This is a genomic window from Oribacterium sp. KHPX15, from assembly GCF_900107835.1.
Taxonomy (GTDB): domain Bacteria; phylum Bacillota; class Clostridia; order Lachnospirales; family Lachnospiraceae; genus Oribacterium.
In genome coordinates this window covers 75,049-96,044 of the sequence record NZ_FNRG01000009.1, presented here as the reverse complement: position 1 = coordinate 96,044, position 20,996 = coordinate 75,049, and the positions used below count along the sequence as shown (strand labels likewise).

The 20,996-nt window shown below is 43.2% G+C and carries 17 protein-coding genes and 1 tRNA gene; 14 read left to right on the top strand and 4 right to left on the bottom strand.

Features of this window, described 5'->3' with window-relative positions:
- Positions 1-52: 52 nt before the first annotated feature.
- Positions 53-2,149 (top strand): heavy metal translocating P-type ATPase, encoded by a 2,097-nt coding sequence (locus BLV86_RS07755; RefSeq protein WP_090816082.1) that lies wholly within the window; start codon positions 53-55, stop codon positions 2,147-2,149.
- Positions 2,150-2,307: 158 nt separating this feature from the next.
- On the top strand, positions 2,308-3,579 hold the full coding sequence (locus BLV86_RS07750) for an SPFH domain-containing protein (protein ID WP_031549608.1): 1,272 nt from the start codon (positions 2,308-2,310) through the stop codon (positions 3,577-3,579).
- Positions 3,580-3,639: 60 nt separating this feature from the next.
- On the opposite strand, the gene BLV86_RS07745 is transcribed toward BLV86_RS07750, so the two are convergent.
- A tRNA-Arg gene (locus BLV86_RS07745) sits at positions 3,640-3,712 on the bottom strand.
- A 262-nt stretch (positions 3,713-3,974) separates the two neighbouring features.
- On the opposite strand from BLV86_RS07745, the gene BLV86_RS07740 reads away from it, so the two are divergent.
- Positions 3,975-4,838 (top strand): MurR/RpiR family transcriptional regulator, encoded by an 864-nt coding sequence (locus BLV86_RS07740; RefSeq protein ID WP_090816080.1) that lies wholly within the window; start codon positions 3,975-3,977, stop codon positions 4,836-4,838.
- Positions 4,839-4,878: 40 nt separating this feature from the next.
- On the opposite strand, the gene uvrB is transcribed toward BLV86_RS07740, so the two are convergent.
- On the bottom strand, positions 4,879-6,873 hold the full coding sequence (gene uvrB, locus BLV86_RS07735; protein WP_031549604.1) for an excinuclease ABC subunit UvrB: 1,995 nt from the start codon (positions 6,871-6,873) through the stop codon (positions 4,879-4,881).
- Positions 6,874-7,018: 145 nt separating this feature from the next.
- Between uvrB and leuB the strand changes: the two genes are divergently transcribed.
- From leuB to ftsH, 5 genes are all read left to right on the top strand, one after another.
- Positions 7,019-8,113, top strand: a complete 1,095-nt coding sequence (gene leuB, locus BLV86_RS07730; RefSeq protein ID WP_090816078.1) for a 3-isopropylmalate dehydrogenase — start codon at positions 7,019-7,021, stop codon at positions 8,111-8,113.
- 232 nt (positions 8,114-8,345) lie between these two features.
- Positions 8,346-9,428 (top strand): 3-phosphoserine/phosphohydroxythreonine transaminase, encoded by a 1,083-nt coding sequence (gene serC / locus BLV86_RS07725; protein WP_090816076.1) that lies wholly within the window; start codon positions 8,346-8,348, stop codon positions 9,426-9,428.
- Positions 9,429-9,449: 21 nt separating this feature from the next.
- Positions 9,450-10,619: a phosphoglycerate dehydrogenase gene (locus BLV86_RS07720; protein ID WP_090816074.1), complete on the top strand. Its 1,170-nt coding sequence runs from the start codon at positions 9,450-9,452 to the stop codon at positions 10,617-10,619.
- Between the two features lie 228 nt (positions 10,620-10,847).
- Positions 10,848-12,137: a DUF1015 domain-containing protein gene (locus tag BLV86_RS07715; RefSeq protein WP_090816072.1), complete on the top strand. Its 1,290-nt coding sequence runs from the start codon at positions 10,848-10,850 to the stop codon at positions 12,135-12,137.
- 390 nt (positions 12,138-12,527) lie between these two features.
- Complete coding sequence (gene ftsH / locus BLV86_RS07710) at positions 12,528-14,711, top strand: ATP-dependent zinc metalloprotease FtsH (protein WP_090816070.1); 2,184 nt, start codon at positions 12,528-12,530, stop codon at positions 14,709-14,711.
- A 111-nt stretch (positions 14,712-14,822) separates the two neighbouring features.
- Here the strand turns inward: ftsH and BLV86_RS07705 are convergent, their stop codons facing one another.
- On the bottom strand, positions 14,823-15,083 hold the full coding sequence (locus BLV86_RS07705) for a helix-turn-helix domain-containing protein (protein ID WP_044916233.1): 261 nt from the start codon (positions 15,081-15,083) through the stop codon (positions 14,823-14,825).
- 132 nt (positions 15,084-15,215) lie between these two features.
- Between BLV86_RS07705 and BLV86_RS07700 the strand changes: the two genes are divergently transcribed.
- From BLV86_RS07700 to BLV86_RS07675, 6 genes are all read left to right on the top strand, one after another.
- Positions 15,216-16,148 carry a metallophosphoesterase gene (locus tag BLV86_RS07700; RefSeq protein ID WP_090816068.1) on the top strand — a complete coding sequence of 311 codons (933 nt, stop codon included), beginning with the start codon at positions 15,216-15,218 and terminating at the stop codon, positions 16,146-16,148.
- An 11-nt stretch (positions 16,149-16,159) separates the two neighbouring features.
- Positions 16,160-16,960: a segregation and condensation protein A gene (locus tag BLV86_RS07695; protein ID WP_031549588.1), complete on the top strand. Its 801-nt coding sequence runs from the start codon at positions 16,160-16,162 to the stop codon at positions 16,958-16,960.
- 3 nt (positions 16,961-16,963) lie between these two features.
- The gene (gene scpB, locus BLV86_RS07690) at positions 16,964-17,686 is read left to right on the top strand and encodes an SMC-Scp complex subunit ScpB (protein WP_090816107.1); all 723 of its coding nucleotides are present in this window, start codon (positions 16,964-16,966) and stop codon (positions 17,684-17,686) included.
- Positions 17,664-18,101: a dUTP diphosphatase gene (locus BLV86_RS07685; protein WP_090816066.1), complete on the top strand. Its 438-nt coding sequence runs from the start codon at positions 17,664-17,666 to the stop codon at positions 18,099-18,101. Before scpB ends, BLV86_RS07685 begins: the two co-directional genes overlap by 23 nt.
- A 27-nt stretch (positions 18,102-18,128) precedes the next feature.
- Complete coding sequence (locus BLV86_RS07680; protein WP_090816064.1) at positions 18,129-18,755, top strand: tetratricopeptide repeat protein; 627 nt, start codon at positions 18,129-18,131, stop codon at positions 18,753-18,755.
- 180 nt (positions 18,756-18,935) lie between these two features.
- Positions 18,936-20,282 carry an aspartate aminotransferase type Ic gene (locus tag BLV86_RS07675; RefSeq protein ID WP_031549581.1) on the top strand — a complete coding sequence of 449 codons (1,347 nt, stop codon included), beginning with the start codon at positions 18,936-18,938 and terminating at the stop codon, positions 20,280-20,282.
- 110 nt (positions 20,283-20,392) lie between these two features.
- On the opposite strand, the gene BLV86_RS07670 is transcribed toward BLV86_RS07675, so the two are convergent.
- Positions 20,393-20,911, bottom strand: a complete 519-nt coding sequence (locus BLV86_RS07670; RefSeq protein ID WP_090816062.1) for a DUF4364 family protein — start codon at positions 20,909-20,911, stop codon at positions 20,393-20,395.
- Between the last annotated feature and the right edge of the window lie 85 nt (positions 20,912-20,996).

The following is a 20,996-nucleotide window of genomic DNA, read 5'->3' as shown; positions in this document are numbered from 1 at the left end:
GTACGAATCGGGCTTAACCCATTCGTATCTGACTCATGGAGGAAATATTAAAATGAAGATCATCATCCGTGATGAGAGCAGAGGGCGTATACGTTTTACTTTAGGTAAAAAAAGATTTACTGAAAAGCAGGCGGATATGCTCTTATATTATCTGCTTTCACTTGACCAGGTAGATAAAGCTAAGGTTTACCAGCGTACGGGAAGTGCGGCAGTCATATATAAAGGAGATAAGCAGACTCTTTTAAAAGAGATACTGAAGTTTAGATTTGAATCTGATGAAATTGCGGCCCTTGTGCCTGAACATACAGGAAGAGCTCTTGCAAATGAGTATCAGGATCGTATCGTGACAAAGGTGGTTCTGCACTATCTTTTAAATGTGGTTCTTCCCCGGCCGCTCAGAAACCTTAAAGCACTTATTTTATCAGTTAAATATCTAAAAGAAGGCCTCAAATGTCTTTGGGAAAAAAGACTTGAAGTCCCTGTGTTGGATGCAACGGCCATCGGAGTATCAATGCTTCGGAACGATTTCAAGACCGCATCCAGCGTCATGTTTCTTCTCGGTATCGGTGACATCCTTGAAGAATGGACTCACAAAAAATCCGTGGAAGATCTTGCCCGGTCCATGGCTCTTACAGATGAGAAGGTCTGGGTTAAGAGTGGTGAAGACGAAGTTCTCGTTCCTGTCAAAAGTGTCAAAGCGGGAACATTGATATGCGTGCACATGGGCAGGCAGATACCTTTGGACGGAGTCGTTGTTGATGGCGAGGCTATGGTCAATCAGGCATCTCTCACAGGAGAGGGCGTTCCTGTTCACAAGGATGCAGGCGCTTATGTTTACGCCGGAACTGCCATAGAGGAAGGCGACCTCATTATCAGAGTTGAAAATGCCCAGGGTGCAACAAGATATGAAAAGATCATTAAGATGATCGAGGACTCCGAGAAACTGAAAGCCGGACTTGAAGCAAAGGCTTCAAATCTTGCGGACAGACTTGTGCCCTGGAGCTTCGCGGGAACAGGCTTGACATATCTTCTTACAGGAAATATCACAAAGGCTATATCCATCCTTATGGTGGATTTCTCCTGTGCCCTTAAGCTCAGCATGCCCGTATCGGTTCTTTCAGCCATGAGGGAAGCCCAGGATCACAATCTGACTGTTAAAGGCGGTCGTTATCTTGAAGCGGTGGCTGAGGCTGATACACTTATTTTCGATAAGACCGGAACCCTCACCAAGGCAACACCTACAGTTGCGGATATCATACCTTTTAACGGTATGGATGAAAAAGAAGTATTGAGAATTGCAGCCTGCCTTGAAGAGCATTATCCTCACAGCATAGCCAATGCTGTTGTGAAAAAGGCTGAAGAAGAGGGCCTTGACCATGAGGAAATGCATAAAGAAGTTCAGTATGTGGTGGCTCATGGCATAGCTTCACTTATTGACGGTAAGAAGGTAGTCATCGGAAGCTCGCACTTCGTGTTCGAAGATGAGAAGGTGAAGATACCTGCAAAGGAAAAGAAAAAGTTCAATTCGATATCTACACAGTACTCACATCTTTACCTTGCCATTGGTGGAAAGCTTGCTGCTGTAATATGCATAGAAGATCCCCTCCGTCCGGAAGCTCCGGAAGTTATCAGAAAGCTTCATGAAGCCGGCTTCAAACACATAGTCATGATGACAGGAGATTCAAAGAACACTGCTGAGAATGTTGCTTCCATCGTTGGTGTTGATGAGTTCTATGCGGAAGTATTACCGGAGGATAAAGCATCCTTTGTTGAAAAGCAGAAATCTATGGGCCACAAGGTTATCATGGTGGGAGACGGAATCAACGATTCCCCTGCACTGAGCGCCGCCGATGTAGGCATTGCAATTTCGGAAGGTGCCCAGATTGCAAGAGACATTGCGGATATCACCATTTCAGGCTCTGACCTTGAAGGACTCCTGACACTCAAAGAAATCGCCAACGGTCTCATGAAGAGAGTAAATCACAATTACCACTTCATAATCGATTGGAATCTCGGCCTCATTGCACTCGGTCTCATGAGCATTATCCAGCCAAGCACCAGTGCCCTGTTCCATAACCTGAGCACCATAGGCATCGGAATGCACAGCCTCACCAATTTGCTTCCTGATAAAAAAGCAAGAAACAATTAAAATATTAGATTACAGTTTATAGATTTTGTGGAAGATAGAGCCGGAGGGCCTAATACATTTATTGACTGAAACAAATATTATTGTTTCGAGAAAAAAATTGTTTTATAATTGAGGAAAATAAAACAGATTTTTAATAGTTTTAGAGGAGGAATGTAAATATGGGACTTTTGAGTGTTGCTGCGGGTGCTCTGAATACAGTTCTCGCCGATCAGTGGCGTGAATACTTCTACTGCGATTCCTTAAGCGAAAATGTGCTTATGACAAAGGGCTTACCCCGTAAAGCAAAGAACAATCAGAACACAAAAGGTTCAGACAATCTGATATCAAACGGATCGGTTGTAGCTGTTAATGAAGGACAGTGCATGATCATCGTTGACAATGGTGCCATCGTTGAAGTCAGTGCAGAACCCGGACAGTATGTGTACGATTCATCAACTGAGCCTTCTATCTTCTACGGCGGACTTGGAAAAGGTATCGTAGATTCCTTTAACCAGTGGAAGAAGCGTGTAGGCTTTGGTGGAGATACCGCAACAGACCAGAGAGTTTATTACTTCAACACAAAGGATATAATGGGAAACAAGTACGGAACCCAGAATCCTATCCCGTTCCGTCTTATTGACAAGAATATCAATCTGGATGTTGAATTCGGAGTACGCTGCCATGGTGAGTACAGCTACAGACTCATCGATCCTATCCTTTTCTACAAGAAAGTTTGCGGTAATGTTACAGACGAGTTCACACGTGACCGTATAGACAGTCAGCTTAAGTCAGAGCTTCTTACAGCACTGCAGCCTGCATTTGCAGATATTTCAGCAAAGGGAATCCGTTATTCCGAGTTGCCGGCACATGCAGATGATATAGCTGCAGCCCTTAACCAGCATCTTACAGAGACCTGGGGCAAGAATTATGGCGTAGAGATCGCTGCCTTCGGATTAAGCTCTGCTACTATCTCCGAGGCAGATGCAGAGAAGATCCAGACACTCCAGCTCAATGCTTCCCTTCGTGATCCGGGTATGGCAGGTGCTACACTTGCAGCAGCTCAGGCTCAGGCTATGAAGGATGCTGCAAACAATCAGAGTGCAGGACCTATGATGGCCTTTGCAGGTCTTAATATGGCTAATATGGCCGGTGGAATGAATACCGGAAATCTTTATAACATGGCTGCTCAACAGCAGCAGATGGCTCAGCAGGCTCAGCCACAGATGCAGCAGCCAGGAGCACCTGTAGCAGGAGTTGTAGCCGGCGGACCGGCTGAAGCTCCAAAGATGCAGGCAGGCAGCTGGACATGCGAGTGCGGAAGTGAGAATAACGGAAACTTCTGTACAAATTGCGGAAAGCCGAAACCACAGCCCAAGAACTGGTTCTGCCCACAGTGCGGAATTGAAAACACAGGAAACTTCTGCACAAACTGCGGAACAAAGAAGCCGTAATTCTTTAATTATTGAGAAAGAGAGTCACACCCAAAACCTTAGGGAGTGACTCTCTTTTTCTGTTCCTAGACGGACTCGAACCGTCACTACAGGCGTCGGAGGCCTGCGCTCTATCCTGTTAAGCTATAGAAACAAATATGTTTTACGAACTTCTAGAGTATAAAACATTTGAATCCAAAAAACAAGACTGCACAAAAGAAGAAAAACCATATACAACGATAAATAAAAGTGATATTTTTTAATACTCTTTAGATTGAAACTAATTTCCGAAAGTGTTATGATGTTATCAGTGTGATAAATCTGTCTCATGACTTAAATATCAACGTTAAGAAATGAGTGGGAGATGGATTTGGTATCGTTTCATAGAATATTTAGGCTTTTGAGAGGAGAAAGAAATGCAGGAGGATTATATCTCAAAAATTCGTTCCGCATATAATCAGTTTACTAAGGCTGAAAAAAAGGTAGCAGATTATATCCTGGCACATCCGAGAGAAGTATTGTTTATGTCTATATCAGACCTTGCGGAGGCTTGTGATGTAGGTGATACCTCTGTGTTCAGATTTTGCAAGACCATGAATGTGAAGGGATATCAGGAATTTAAAATGATGCTTTCCCTCAGCATGAGATCCGGCGAAACCGCCGTGCCATCAACTGATGATGATGTCATAGATCTGGAAGATGATTTTGATAACCTTTCCAAAAAGGTTCTCATGGAAAATATTTCTGCAATAAAAGAGACCTACAACCTGATCGATGCCGCTCAGATGAAAGAAGTCATGAATGCCATGACATCAGCAGAAAGGATCGTATTCTTCGGAATCGGAACTTCAATGCTTACAGCCATGAAAGCCATGAATAAATTCCTGCGTATCGAACCGAAGGTTGTATGTAACATGGATGTCAATATGCAGCTTATCATGGCATCCACACTTACAGATAAGGATGTTGCACTGATCTTTTCCTACTCAGGCTCAACCAAGGATACAGTGGAAATTGCAAAGTATGCTAAAAAAGCCAATGCAAAAACCGTTGTGATCACAAGATTCGCAAAATCCCAACTCACCCAGTACGCCGACATCCTTTTACTTTGCGGAGCCAACGAAGGCAACCTCCAGACCGGTTCCACCTCCGCCGAAATATCCCAGCTCTTCCTTGTAGACGTTATGTACAGCGAGTACTACCGCCGCCACTACAAGAGATGCAAACCCATCTGGGACAGCACCACCGAAGCCGTCAAAGACAAAAACTACTTAGGTTAAAAATGAGCCAGAGGGGCATTCCCTCTGGCTCTTATAATGATTACTCGTCCTTGCTGAGGCGCTTCCTGATCTCCTCAATCCTGTCGCGGTACCTCGCTGCATCCTCGAAGTTAAGCTCGGTAGCTGCAGCCCTCATCTTCTTCGTAAGCTCCCTGATAAGCTTGTCGATCTCCTGATGATTCATGGATTCAATATCTTTCTTAATTCCGGTCTTATCATCAGAATCCGCCGCCCTTGAAATAGCGATAAGCTCCGCCACAGCCTTCTTGATGGTAGTAGGCGTGATATTGTGCTCCTCATTGTAAGCCATCTGAACCTTTCGGCGCCTGTTGGTCTCATCAATGGTACGCTTCATGGAGTCGGTAATGTTATCCGCATACATGATGACATGACCCTCTGAATTTCTTGCCGCACGACCTACCGTTTGAATAAGAGAAGTCTCCGAACGAAGGAAGCCCTCCTTATCAGCATCAAGAATCGCCACCAAGGCAACCTCAGGAATATCCAGACCCTCCCTCAACAGATTGATACCCACAAGAACATCAAACTTATCCAGACGCATATCCCTTATGATGGAAGCACGCTCCAAAGTATCTATATCCGAGTGTAGATATTTAACCCTGATCTCTGCATCCTTCAGATATTTGGTGAGATCCTCCGCCATACGCTTGGTTAATGTTGTCACCAGAATCTTATGGTTTGCCTTTGTCTCCTTGTGAATCTGGGCGATGAGATCATCAATCTGACCCTTGGTTGGACGAACATCTATTTCAGGATCCAGAAGACCCGTAGGCCTGATGATCTGCTCCGCCCTCAATAACTCATGATCAGCCTCATAATCACCGGGAGTTGCAGATACAAAAAGCATCTGATCAACCTTCTGCTCGAACTCTTCAAAATTAAGAGGACGGTTATCAAGCGCAGAAGGTAATCTGAAACCGAAATCCACAAGAGTGGTTTTTCTGGACAGATTTCCATTGTACATACCCCTTACCTGCGGAAGAGTAACATGTGACTCGTCAATGATGATGAGATAGTCATCCGGAAAATAATCCATAAGAGTGTAAGGTGGCTCACCGGGCTTCGCAAAATTCAGATGCCTTGTATAATTCTCGATACCTGAACAGAAGCCCGTCTCCTTAAGCATTTCCACATCATAATTGGTTCTTTCGGAAATACGCTGTGCCTCAATAAGCTTGTCATTATCTTTGAAGTACTTGACCCGCTCCTCAAGTTCGCTCAAGATATTCTCACATGCCAGATTCAGCTTTTCCTGAGGGATAACATAAGGACTTGCCGGAAAAATCATGATATGCTCCATGGTGGCTGTGGCCTTGGCGGTTAATGCATTTATACGTGTGATACGATCAATCTCATCCCCGAAAAACTCAACACGATAAGCCTCCTCGCCTTCACTTGCCGGAAAAACATCCACCACATCACCCATGACACGGAAAGTACCACGCTTGAAATCCATGTCATTACGATTGTATTGAATGTCTATAAGCTGCCTTATAAACTGATCCCTGTCCTTCTGCATTCCGGGACGAAGAGATATTGCCATATTCAGATATTCCGTAGGCGCACCCAGACCATAGATACAGGAAACCGAAGAAACCACGATTACATCGTCACGCTCCGAAAGAGAAGCCATGGCAGAGTTCCTAAGCTTATCGATCTCATCATTGATATCCGAGTCCTTCTCAATATAAGTGTCAGTAGAAGGAACATAAGCCTCCGGCTGGTAATAGTCATAGTAGGACACAAAATATTCCACCGCATTCTCCGGAAAAAACTCCTTCATCTCGGAATAAAGCTGCGCCGCCAGAGTCTTATTATGAGAAATGATAAGCGTCGGCTTCTTCACCGCCTGAATCACATTCGCCATTGTAAACGTCTTACCTGATCCCGTAACCCCAAGCAGCGTCTCAAACTGATTTCCCTCTTTGAACCCCGCCACCAGCAAATCTATCGCCTGCGGCTGATCCCCGGTAGGCGCATAATCTGAATGCAATTTAAATTCGTGATGTTCCATATATTAAACCTCTTGCTGTTTATCATTGTATTGTTACATCACATTGTATCATATCAGTCATAGCGTATATATATTTGTTTTCTCATTATGGAATTGTAGTATAATATACATAATAGTTATATCAATTCATAGAGAGGAAAGACTGATGAATTACAAGATCGTAACAATTCCCGGAGACGGAATAGGACCTGAAATAGTCAGGGAAGCACAAAAGGTACTTGAAAAGGTGGCTAATGTTTACGGCCACAACTTCACCTTCGAAAAGGTACTCATGGGCGGCTGCTCCATAGATGCCTACGGAGTCCCCCTTACAGACGAAACCATAGAAAAATGCAAGAGTGCAGACGCAGTACTTATGGGCTCCATAGGAGGAAAAGTGGGAGTTTCCAAGTGGTATGAACTTCCTGCAGACAAGCGCCCGGAAGCAGGACTGCTGAAGCTCCGTAAGTCCCTGGGACTGTTCTGTAATCTGAGACCGGCACATCTTTATCCTGAACTCAAAAACGCCTGCCCGCTTAAAGAGTCCATAGCAGAAAAAGGCTTCGACGTAATGATGGTGCGAGAACTTACCGGCGGTCTTTACTTCGGCGCCCGTAAAACAGAAATCGTAGACGGAGAGGAAGTGGCCATCGATACTCTCGAGTATCATGATTATGAAATCAGACGTATAGCAAAGAAAGCATTTGAAATAGCAGGAAAGAGAAATAAAAAGCTCACCTCTGTTGATAAGGCAAATGTTCTGGATTCCTCAAGACTCTGGAGAAAGATATTCAAAGAAGTATCAAAAGACTATCCTGAAGTGGCACTGGAGGATGCACTTGTTGACTCAACCGCCATGCAGCTGGTCCGTAACCCGGCACAGTTTGACGTGGTAGCCACAGAGAACATGTTCGGAGACATTCTTTCCGATGAAATGGCAGAGATTGCAGGATCCCTGGGAATGCTTCCGTCGGCCTCCCTCCGTGAGGACAGCTTCGGCCTTTATGAGCCGTCAGGAGGATCCGCACCTGATATTGCAGGAAAGAATATAGCCAATCCTCTTGCAACCATACTCAGTGCAGCCATGCTCCTTAGATATTCCTTCAATCTTTCCGAGGAAGCAGATGCCATTGAGAATGCGGTGGAGAAAGCATTGGCACAGGGCTATCGTACCGGAGATATCCTTGAAGAAGGTGTTGAAGGTCTCAAACTTCTCCATACAGACGAAATGGGAGATAAGATCGCAGAGCTGATCGGCTGAATATTAAAAGATTAATTTACCTGTATGAGTCCAATGTTTCCTGCGGACACATACAGGTAAATGTATCTATATTAATACATAAAATTATTTTATATATACGATAAAGTCTAATGGTGCTATATTATGCACATATCCAAAAGCAATCGCGAAAAACATTTGTATAAAAGCAGGTTATACCTGATAAATACGTGTTTTATGGATGCCGTAAAATAAAATGAAGGGGAAACATATTATGAGCAGAGTTTACAATTTCAGTGCAGGTCCGGCAGTATTACCGGAGGAGGTTCTTAAAACAGCAGCAGCAGAGATGCTCGACTACCATGGAACAGGAATGTCTGTTATGGAGATGTCCCACAGATCAAAGGACTACCAGGCTATCATAGATACAGCAGAGGCTGATTTCAGAGAGCTCCTCAACGTACCTGATAATTACAAAGTACTTTTCCTTCAGGGAGGCGGAAACACACAGTTCGCCATGGTTCCTATGAACCTTATGAAGAATAAGGCTGCAGACTATATCCTTACAGGTCAGTGGGCTAAGAAAGCGGCCAAGGAAGCTGAGATGTACGGTAAAGTCAATATCATCGCAAGTTCTGCGGACAAGACTTTCTCATATATTCCCGATCTCACAAATCTGAAAATATCTGATGATGCGGATTACGTATACATTTGCCAGAACAACACAATCTATGGAACCACCTTCAAGGAGCTTCCTGATACAAAGGGCAAGCCGCTGGTTTCAGATGTTTCTTCAATGTTTTTAAGTGAGCCTATGGATGTTTCAAAGTACGGTGTGCTTTGGGGCGGCGTTCAGAAGAATATCGGACCTGCCGGCGTAACCATCGTAGTTATCCGTGAAGACCTCATCACAGAAGATGTTCTTCCCGGAACACCTACCATGCTCCGTTACAAGATCCACGCAGACAACAAGTCACTTTACAACACACCTCCTTGCTACAATATCTATATTTGCGGACTTGTATTTAAATGGCTTAAGGAAATGGGCGGTCTTTCAGTTATGAAGGAGCGAAACGTTGAAAAGGCAAAGGTTCTTTACGATTACCTTGATGCTTCAAATATGTTCCATGGAACCGTTGTTCCCAAGGATCGTTCTCTTATGAATGTTCCGTTCGTAACAGGCAATGAAGAGCTTGATAAGAAGTTCATTGCAGAGGCTTCAGCAGCAGGCTTCAAGAACCTGAAGGGACACCGCACAGTAGGCGGTATGAGAGCTTCCATCTACAATGCTATGCCGAAGGAAGGTGTGGAAAAGCTTGTAGAGTTCATGGACAACTTTGAGAAGAACAATAAATAAGCGGAAGGGTCGTGAGATAACATGAAAGATCGTGAAATTTTTTGCCTTAACAACATTAGCCGTGTGGGAACCACAAAATTCAGAAAGGGCTATACACTTGTAGACAGTATCGATAATGCAGCAGGCGTTCTTGTACGTTCTGCCGATATGAAGTCAATGGATTTTCCGAAGCCTCTTCGTGCCATCGGACGTGCCGGAGCCGGAGTAAACAACATCCCTATCGATAAGTGCTCCGAGCTGGGAATCGTAGTCTTCAATACACCCGGTGCCAATGCCAACGCCGTTAAGGAACTGGTTATCGCAGGACTTATGCTGGCAAGCCGTGATGTTATCGGAGGTGCAGAGTGGATCAAGGCCAATGCTTCCGATCCTGACATCGCAAAAAATGCAGAGAAAGCAAAGAAGAATTTTGCGGGAAATGAGATCAAGGGCAAGAAGCTTGGAGTTATCGGACTCGGAGCCATCGGTGTCCTGGTTGCCAATGCCGCAGTTGAACTTGGAATGGATGTTTATGGCTATGATCCATATCTTTCAGTAAATTCCGCCTGGAAATTAAGCCAGAAGGTTCATCACGCAGCAGTAGTTGATGAAATCTATGAGAAGTCAGACTATATCACAGTTCATGTTCCGGCACTTGATTCAACCAAGGGCATGATCAACAGAGACTCCATCAGCAGAATGAAGGACGGAGTTCATATCCTGAATTTTGCAAGAGATGTTCTGGTTAATGACGATGACATCGCAGAAGCATTGGCAAAGGGCAAGGTAAAGACCTACGTTACCGATTTCCCTAATGCTAAATCCGCTAACATGCAGGGAGCTGTTGTTCTTCCTCATCTCGGAGCATCCACAGAAGAAGCAGAAGATAACTGTGCTGTTATGGCTGTTGAGCAGGTTCAGGATTATCTTGATAACGGTAATATCCATAACTCGGTAAACTTCCCTGAGACAGATATGGGAGTTTGTCAGAGCGGCGGACGTATCGCAATCCTTCACAGAAACATCCCCAACATGCTGGGACAGATCACAAAGGCTCTCGGCGATGCTTCCATAAACATTGACGGACTTCAGAATAAGTCAAAGGGTAATTTCGCATATACCTTAATGGATATAGACAAGCATCTCACAGACGATGGACTGGAGAATCTTGGACAGATTGAAGGAATCCTGAGAGTCCGTAAAGTTAAATAAAAAAGATCAGAACATAATAACGAATATCAGTCGGAGAAAAGTTTCTCTGGCTGATATTTTTGTGTAGTATCCACCGGGGACGGAAACCGTCCCCGGTGGATAAGTGGGCAGTTCATCAGTCAGGTTTGCTTGCAAGGATGTGCTGACATCTGATACGATATCAGGTATCGAAATTTAGAGTGTCAGTATAGTAATGCAAAGGATTTATAGATTGTGGAGGATAGATATATGGCAACAGTCAAGCCTTTCAAAGCCATTAGACCAAATATCGATGTTGTAAGTGAAGTAGCGGCACTTCCCTACGACGTTTATTCCAGAGCTGAAGCAAGGGAAGCAGTCAAGGGTCACCCGCTTTCTTTTTTAAACATTGACAGACCGGAAACCCAGTTTCCCGAGGATCAGGATATGTATGCTCCCGAGGTTTATGAAAAGGCCTCAGAACTTCTTTCCGAAAGAATAAAAGACGGTACCTATATAAGAGATAATGAAGCCTGCTTCTACGTTTATGAGCTAACAATGGACGGACGCACCCAGACCGGAATCGCAGCCCTGAGTTCAATTGATGATTATCTTAACGGAGTATGTAAAAAGCATGAAAACACGGTTGAAGAAAAAGAACAGGACCGTATAAAACATGTAGATACCTGCTCCTGTCAGACCGGCCCCATCTTCCTTGCCTACAGGGAGAAAAAAGAAATTTCCGATATAGTTAATGAGGCCAAGAAAAACAAAGCTGTCTATTATTTTGTTTCGGAAGACGGCATCAGACACAGAGTCTGGGTGATTTCTGAAAAGACCATTGTGGATCAGCTTGAAAAAGCATTCTCAGAAGTACCTGCCACCTACATTGCAGACGGTCATCACCGTGCAGCCAGCGCCGTTAAGGTAGGACTTAAAAGAAGAGAAGAACATCCGGACTATTCAGGAAAAGAAGAATTCAATTACTTCCTTTCAGTACTGTTCCCTGATGACCAGTTAAAGATCCTTGATTATAACCGTGTGGTGAAGGATCTGAGAGGCCATGATCCTGAAGAACTGATGCTGAGCATCGAAGAAAACTTTACCGTATTTAATGTAAAGGAAGCCTTCGTACCAAAGGTAAAAGGCGAGATGCTCATGTACATATCCGGCGAATGGTTCCTCCTCCGCGCCAAGGATGAAGTTGTGGAATCACGAAAGAACAATCCCGTTGCCTCCCTTGACGTTTCCATACTCCAGGACCTGATACTTGGACCATTACTCGGAATAGGAGACCCAAGAACAGACAAACGCATCGAATTCGTTGGCGGCATCCGCGGTTTAAAAGAACTGGAAAAACGTGTAAGCCAGCATACCTACAGCCATGCCATGGACGGGACCCTGGAAGAAACCGGCCCCGCCGTAGCTTTCGCCATGCATCCCACCGACATCCGTGAACTCCTCGATGTAGCCGACCACAACCTCCTGATGCCCCCCAAATCCACCTGGTTCGAGCCTAAACTCCGCTCCGGAATTTTTATTCATGAGTTTGAGAGATAACAATTGTATCGGAATAAAACGAGGTAAGAACCGGAGTGCATCCATTTAAAACCGTTAAGCTGAGTCGAGAAAAATCAAAATCGTCCCCCTTAGAACCACTTGGTTTCCTTTTTCCTTAGCCCCCTCGCCAAGTCAGATGTTGTCATAAGGAGAACTCTGACATTGGCGAGGGCCTAGTGGTTCTTAGGGGGACGATTTTAGATTTTTCCGACGAAGCGCCTCGGTTTTAAATGGCTGTCCTCCGGCTCTGGCGTCCGCTTTAAAAAGCCTATAGTGAACCAACGCTTCACACAGTCTGTCTTGATTTTACTTCATGCGTTCTTTATAATTAAAAGTGCTTTAAAAGCAGAAGTCTGCCCATTTTAAATGGGTAAGGGAATGGAGTATTAGATGGATAACAATAACAGCCAGGGTAATGACGGAAAGAGATTTAATCATTCAAGTCAGACTTTTATCATTCTGATAATCGCCGCAGTTATTACTTTCTTTGTTTACACCATGATAAGAGGATTTTTCGTTTCAGGTGTTACACAGGAAGTAAGTTACACAGAGTTCATTTCAATGATAGACGGAAATCAGATTTCCGAAGTGGAGTGGGGTGACTCGGATATAACCATATATCTTAAGTCATCAGCAGAAGCTCCTGTCAAAAATTCTCCGGTAAATACAAAGGATCAGTACAGTCAGTATCTCAGCCAGATGAATGTGAGATATTATGTAGTGCCTGTCAATGCTGACGCCGAAAATCTTGTGGACCGCATGCTTCGTCATGGTGTCGAGATTTACAAGCTGAAGCCGGATAATTCAGGTTACATCATGGAAGCCATGATAAGCATAGTTATTCCTTTTGTGCTTATCTTTGTGATCATGAACATGACCATGCGCCGTATGGGAAACGGCGGCGGCGGTCTCATGGGAGTCGGAAAATCCACTGCCAAGATGTATATGCAGAAAGAGACCGGAGTTACCTTTAAGGACGTTGCCGGTGAAGACGAAGCCAAGGAATCACTGGTGGAAATTGTTGACTTCCTTCATAATCCAACGAAGTATACCGCAATTGGTGCAAAGCTTCCAAAGGGAGCCCTGCTTGTGGGACCTCCCGGAACCGGAAAAACACTTCTTGCAAAAGCCGTTGCAGGTGAAGCACAGGTTCCGTTTTACAGCCTCTCCGGTTCAGATTTCGTTGAGATGTTTGTAGGTGTGGGTGCAAGCCGTGTAAGAGATCTTTTTAAGAATGCAACACAGTCTGCACCATGTATCATATTCATCGATGAGATCGATGCCATCGGTAAGACCAGAGATACAAGATACGGCGGTAACGATGAGCGTGAGCAGACCCTGAACCAGTTGCTTTCAGAGATGGATGGTTTTGATGCATCCAAGGGTATCATGGTCATGGGTGCCACCAACAGACCTGAGATTTTGGATCCCGCACTTCTCCGCCCGGGCCGTTTCGACAGACGTATAGTTGTAGAAAAACCTGACCTTAAAGGTCGTGTCAATATCCTCAAAGTTCATGCAAAGGATGTCCAGCTTGACGATAGTGTTGATTTCAATGAGATAGCACTTGCAACTTCAGGTGCAGTAGGTGCGGATCTTGCCAACATGATGAATGAGGCAGCCATTACAGCTGTCAAGCATGGACGTAAGAAAGTGTCACAGGCTGACCTTTTCGAAGCAGTTGAAGTAGTTCTTGTTGGTAAGGAAAAGAAGGATCGTATCCTTTCTAAAGAGGAGAGACGTATCGTTTCCTATCATGAGGTTGGACATGCACTCGTATCAGCTATCCAGAAGGATGCAGAACCTGTACAGAAGATAACCATTGTTCCCAGAACCATGGGAGCCCTGGGATATGTTATGCAGGTACCTGAGGAAGAGAAATATCTCAATACCAAGGACGAACTTCATGCCATGCTTGTAGGTTATCTTGGTGGAAGAGCAGCTGAAGAGATAGTATTCGGCACAGTCACAACCGGTGCTTCCAATGACATCGAAAAAGCCACAAAGCTTGCAAGAGCCATGGTTACACAGTATGGTATGACTGAAAAGTTCGGACTTATGGGCCTTGCAACCCAGGAATCCATGTATCTCAATACCGGAAGAACAGTCATGAATTGTGGAGATGATACAGCCACACAGGTTGATCAGGAAGTTATGCGTATCCTTAAGGAATGCTACGAAGAGGCTAAGGAGATACTTAACCAGAACAGATTTGCACTTGATCGTATAGCTGAGTATCTTATTGAAAGAGAGACCATAACAGGAAAAGAGTTCTTACATATCCTTCATGATGTTCAGAAAGAAGAAGATATGAAGCTTCATCCGGAAAAGTATACTAACGAAAATGCTGAATCAGAGAATTCTGATGATGATAGCTCTGCCGAAATAATTCCAACTGTTGAGAATCCGGATATAGATTCTGTTTCAGAATCCGGATCACAGGAGAATAAAGGCAAGATGCCTTTTGAAGAAGTAAGAGCGAAATATGCTGCTAAGGAGGTTACAGAACAGCTCGATGATGCATCTCCTGTTAACGACGAAACTTCAGGAAAAGACAGTACATCTTCCGTATAATCAGTTTTTTTAAATTATAAAAGTGTCGGTAATTTATCCCGGCACTTTTTTTCTTCGCAGATTATCATTGGGTCTACATTAGAACGCAACAAATTCGGATGATAATGAGGTTTAAATGATTGCCGGTTTCTTTCCGTCGGGACATAAGATGAAAATATCAGAAGGATGGATGTTGAGTCGTAAGCACAGCATGGCTATGGACTTTAATGTGAGAGGCTGATCTTTTCTTAGCTTTTGTAACATACTTGAAGAAATATAGAGTTTATTCACCAGATCGTATTGAGAAAGTCTTTTCTTTTTGAGAGTGTTCCAGAACGGAGCATAAGAGATTACAGCTTCATAAGAAGACGGTTCTTCAAAATAATTGTTCATACTACTTGTTACCTTTTTTAGTGTGGGATTTATAGTTACAATTGCACGAAATATTAAAATATTGGAAAGAAATCCAAAGAGCTGTTAAGATTTAATAAACGCGCCGATTGACATAATATAACGAGAGGTTTTATGTTTTCAATTGTAATAAACACCATTCTTTTCATACTGATATTTGTCATAATCACTATAACTATGTCAAATTGGGAAAGAAATAACCCAATAGTTTACCGGTATGTAATTCAATCCGGAAAACTGAATAAAGCTCACAGTTTTGTATATATAAGTGATCTTCACGAAAAAGAATTTGGTGAGAATAATGAAAAGCTTATAGAAATGATAGATGAACTGAATCCGGAATTTATCATAATCGGCGGTGATCTCATCAGATGCCGAAAGGTTAGTGATTCTGAGAAATATAAGGATAAAGATAAAATTGATGTTTCATTAAAGCTTTTGAATGATCTTAAAAGCAAATACAAGGTTTATTTCAGCTACGGAAATCATGAACTGCGACTCATGGATAAAGCCGGTTTCAATGATTGCAATGAGACCTCAAAATATGATAAATATATACAGGATATTTCTTTGGAGAGAGTCACACGTCTGAAGCAGGCATTGGAAGGTATAAAGGTATTGGACGATGAAACCGTAAGCTTCTCTGACTTTGATCTGACGGGCTTCACTCTGCCGCTTGATTACTACAGGCCTTTGTTTATGAGAACCAAAGAAATGCTTACAGAAGAGGACATTTCCCTTCATATTTCTAAACCTGATAAAGATAAATTCAATATCATTTTGCTTCATACACCTATGTATTATAAAGAAATGATAGACTATGGAGCAGATCTGGTTCTTTCTGGGCATTATCACGGAGGAACTGTAAGATTACCGGGTTTGGGAGCACTTATGACTCCGCAGTATCAGTTCTTTGTAAAAGAATGTGCAGGAGAATTTAAATATAAAACCGGAAAATTGATAGCCACCAGAGGACTGGGAACTCATTCTATAAATATACGTATCAATGACCGTCCGGAAATCAGCTTCATAACCATTGAACCATAAGGAAGTATTTTATGTCTGAAATCACATATAAACTGGATAAATTTGAAGGTCCGCTGGATCTTCTGCTCCATCTGATCGAGAGAGACAAGGTTGATATATTTGATATCCCTATTGTTCAGATCACTGCAGAATATCTTGAGTATGTCAGCAACATGGAAGAAGAGAATCTGGACATCGTTTCCGATTTCCTTGTTATGGCAGCAACTTTACTTGAGATTAAATCCCGAATGCTTCTCCCCAGAGAAGTGGATGAGGAAACCGGAGAGGAAGTTGACCCGAGAGCAGAACTTGTTGAGAGACTCCTTGAGTACAGAAAATACAAGCTTATGGGACAGATACTTCAGGATCGTGAGGATGCTGCAGATAGATTCTATTACAAAGGCCCGACTATACCAAAGGAAGTGGAAAAGTATGTTCCGCCCATCGATCTGGATGATCTTTTGAAGAATGTTTCCCTGGAAAATCTCAAAACAGTTTTTGAAGATGTTATGAGACGTAAAGAGGATTCCATAGATAAGGTACGTTCAAAATTTGGTGTAATAAAGAAGGAAAAGATATCACTGGAAGGCCGTATCAGGGATGTTTTAAAGTATGTCCGTGGGCATCATAAGTTTTCTTTCAGACATATGATAAGAAAGAAAAAAGATAAAATGGATGTGGTAGTAAGCTTCCTTGCCATACTTGAGCTTATGAAAATGGGGCGTATAACCCTGGTTCAGGATACTCCTTTTGGAGATATGGATATAACTGAAGTTGAAGATCCAAATCAGAACGATGAAGAACTGGATCTTACAAATCTGGAGGACTTGTAATTGATGAATGATGTTGAACAGTTAAGACTTCCCATAGACGGAGATGAGCTTTCCGAAAAGGAAAAGGCGCTTGCACAGGAAATAGACAGGGAATTTACCGATGAACTCCAGATGGAGGAGAATATTATAGAAGCCCTATTATTTGCGAAAGGAAATTCTGTCAGCCTTGAAGAAATAAAAACAGCTCTTGACTGTGGAGAAAAGCCGGCACTTAAGGCACTTGACAGATTGATAAAAAAATATGAAGAACGTCACGGAGGGATCATTATCCAAAAGGTAGGCAGTCATTACCAGATGACAACCAATCCTGAATGTTTTGACGGACTTATCAGAGTGGCAAAGCATCCCAAGAAGCCGGTGCTTTCAGATATTGTCATGGAAACTCTTGCTATAATCGCATATAAACAGCCGGTTACAAAGGCTGAGATTGAGAGAGTAAGAGGAGTATCATCGGATCACGCAGTCAACAAGCTTGTGGAGTACGGACTTGCCTACGAGGTTGGCCGTTTAAATGCTCCCGGCCGTCCGGCATTATTTGCCACCACAGAGGAGTTTTTGCGAAGATTTGGTGTAAGTTCTTTGGATAATCTTCCAAATCTCAACCCTGAAATGGAGGATGAGATCAAGAAGGAAGTTAACGAAGAAGTTATCGATATCATGGGAGCCGCACCGGACACAAATCAGGGAGATGAGGAGAATAAAGATGGAAAAGACAATCAGAATTAAGTACCACTCAAACGAAATTGAAAAACTTGAATATATAGCAGGAAAAAGCGACTGGATCGATCTGAGAGTTGCTGAGAATGTAACCCTTAAAAAGGGCGATTTCAAGCTGATCAGCATGGGTATCTCACTTCAGGTTCCTGAAGGTTACGAGATGCTCCTTGCGCCAAGAAGTTCAACATTCAAAAACTTCGGACTCATCCAGACCAATTCTCTCGGAGTAATTGATGAGACCTATTGCGGTGACAATGACATTATACGCATGCCTGTATATGCAACAAGAGACACGGAACTTCACGTAAACGATCGTATCGCCCAGTTCCGTATTATTGAGCATCAGCCACATATAATATTTGATGAAGTAGACTCTCTCGGAAATGCTGACAGAGGCGGATTCGGGTCTACAGGTAAGAACTAAGATTTTATTTGTCAGGTAGTATTAATCATGTTTAAAAACAGACCAATATTGAAATTCACAAGAAAAACAATCATCATAGCTTCAATGCTTTTTCTTACAGCCTGTTCCTCAAAGAAGGTATATGAACTTCGGGAAAAGGGCATAGAAGAACTTCAGATGGCTAAATATGAGCAGGCAATTGAGACCTTCAACGAAGCTTTGGATAACAGTAACGGAAAAGTTACCGAAACCCAGTTTGATATACTTCTCTACAGAGCAGAAGCCGAATATATGCTGGGAAACTACGAAGCAGCTCAGAAGACCATTGATACATTAAGAGAGGTTGATGGAGATAAGGAAAGCTATCTTAAGTTCCAGGGCCAGCTTGATGCTAAAAAGCTGATAGCAGAGGCAACCGAAGCTCTGAACAACAACGATCCGGAAACGGCAAGAGAGAAGCTTGATGCAGCAAAGGCAGCAGGAATCTCCAATGACCGTGATCTTCAGTTTGACGAGATAGTCTACCTTGAGAAAACCGCAAAATGGCGCGAAGCCTACGAGGCAGTACAAAACTACCTCACCCAGTTCCCCGGAGACGAAGACGCCGAGCGGGAAAAATTTTTCCTCGAAACCCGAGTGGAAGCGTTAGATAGCAACCCTTTACTTTCAGAATAGTAGTGGGTAGAGCGGTCGGGCATCCATATTTAAATGGATGCCCGACCGCTCTTTCAATATGCACCGGATTATCCCTGCTATCACGAAGAGTTATGAATTTCTACCGCCCGACGCTTGCAAGCATCGGGCTTTTTGATTATACTCGGAAAGTATAAAAACATAACAGGCGGGAGGCCACTTATGAAAGCTTACACAAAAATGACAAAAGAAGAGCTTCAGAAGGAGCTTGTGAATCTAAAAAAAGAGTATGAAAAATATCAGGCAATGGAAATGAGCCTTGATATGAGCCGCGGAAAACCATGCAAAGAGCAGCTCGATCTCAGCATGGGACTCATGGACGCCCTTACCAGCGGTGCCGACATGTATTGTGAAGACGGAACTGACTGCAGAAATTACGGTGTTCTGGGAGGGATAGATGAGGCCAAGGTTCTTCTTTCTGACATGATGGAGAATAATCCCAACAACATTATCATTTATGGAAATTCATCCCTGAACGTAATGTATGACTCGATTTCCAGATCCATGACACATGGCGTTATGGGAAATACACCCTGGTGTAAGCTTGATAAGGTTAAGTGGCTCTGTCCTGTACCGGGATATGACAGACATTTCGGAATAACCGAGTATTTTGGCATTGAGATGATCAATGTTCCTATGACACCAACCGGACCTGATATGGATATGGTGGAAAAGCTTGTAAGTGAAGACGAAACTATAAAGGGAATCTGGTGCGTTCCCAAGTATTCCAATCCTCAAGGCTACAGCTATAATGACGAAACAGTCCGTCGTTTTGCCAGACTCCGTCCTGCTGCCAAGGATTTCAGAATTTATTGGGACAATGCTTACGGCATCCATCATCTTTATGATAAAAATCAGGATTACCTTATTGAAATCCTTGCCGAGTGTAAACGTGCGGGAAATCCTGATCTGGTATATAAATTTGCATCCACTTCCAAGATAACCTTCCCTGGTTCGGGAATTGCGGCACTGGCTACCTCATCAAACAACCTGGATGATATAAGAAATCAGATGCAGCATCAGACTATCGGATACGATAAGGTTAACCAGCTCCGTCATGTACGTTTCTTCAAGGATATTCATGGTATGGTAGAGCATATGCGTAAGCATGCGGATATCATCAGACCAAAGTTTGAAATGGTTGAAAAGATTTTTGCCGAAAAGCTTGATGGCCTTGGAATAGGAGAATGGACTAAGCCTAACGGAGGATATTTTATCAGCTTTGATACTATGGATGGCTGTGCAAAGTCTGTTGTAGATCATTGCAAGAAAGCAGGTGTCAAGCTCACAGGTGCCGGAGCTACTTTCCCTTACCATAAGGACCCTAAGGACAGCAATATCCGTATCGCACCAACATATCCGCCACTTGAAGACCTTAAGACAGCTGCCGATCTGTTCACACTCTGCGTCAAGCTTGTTTCTGCCGAAAAGCTTCTTTCTCAGAAAACCGGCGAGGACATCGAGACTCTGGATGCAGAAAAGCCTGAAGAGGTTATTGTAAAAGGCTAATGATAAAAATAAGGACGGTTCTTGATGAACCGTCCTTATTTTTAAGCTTATTTACGGGGTACTGTTCTCGCCGGCGAGAACAGTACCCCGTAGATTTCTTTCAACAGTTTTCAACTTAACAACTGCTTTACTATGAATGCATATATCTCCTGATTTTTCTCACTCCACCTTACGCACATTCTCTCGGCAGATTCCTTATCCGGTACATTGATGTCCAGAGCATAGAGAATGGAGTTTTCTTCCCTGACTTCAGCGTGAACGATGTAATCGCCGCCTTCGGTTGCGTAATAATCTGTAAAATTCGAGGATTCCTGACGGAGTTTTATCTTGTTTTCCTTTAGAAAGTCATCCATATCCTTGATGGCACCGGAGGAGATATCATTTCCGAAGAGGTCAACAGTATTGGAACCTTCCTGGGTGATCTCATAGCGGGTTGATTTCTTGCTCTGATGGGTTTTTATAAAGCCTGCATCATCAAGTTCTGAAATGGCCTGCTGTAATGTGAAATAGGTTGTGTATTCGTAATCAAGGAAAAATCCGCTTAACTGATTGTTTGTTAAAGGATAGTTTACGGTTTTTAATAAGTATAAGATCATAAGCTTATACAGTGTGATAGGTTCTGTTATCATATAAGATTCCTTTACTGGTTTAATGTAAAAGCCCGAAAACGATAGTGGAAGTCTTTTCGTTCTTCGCCTATACAATGATACCAAC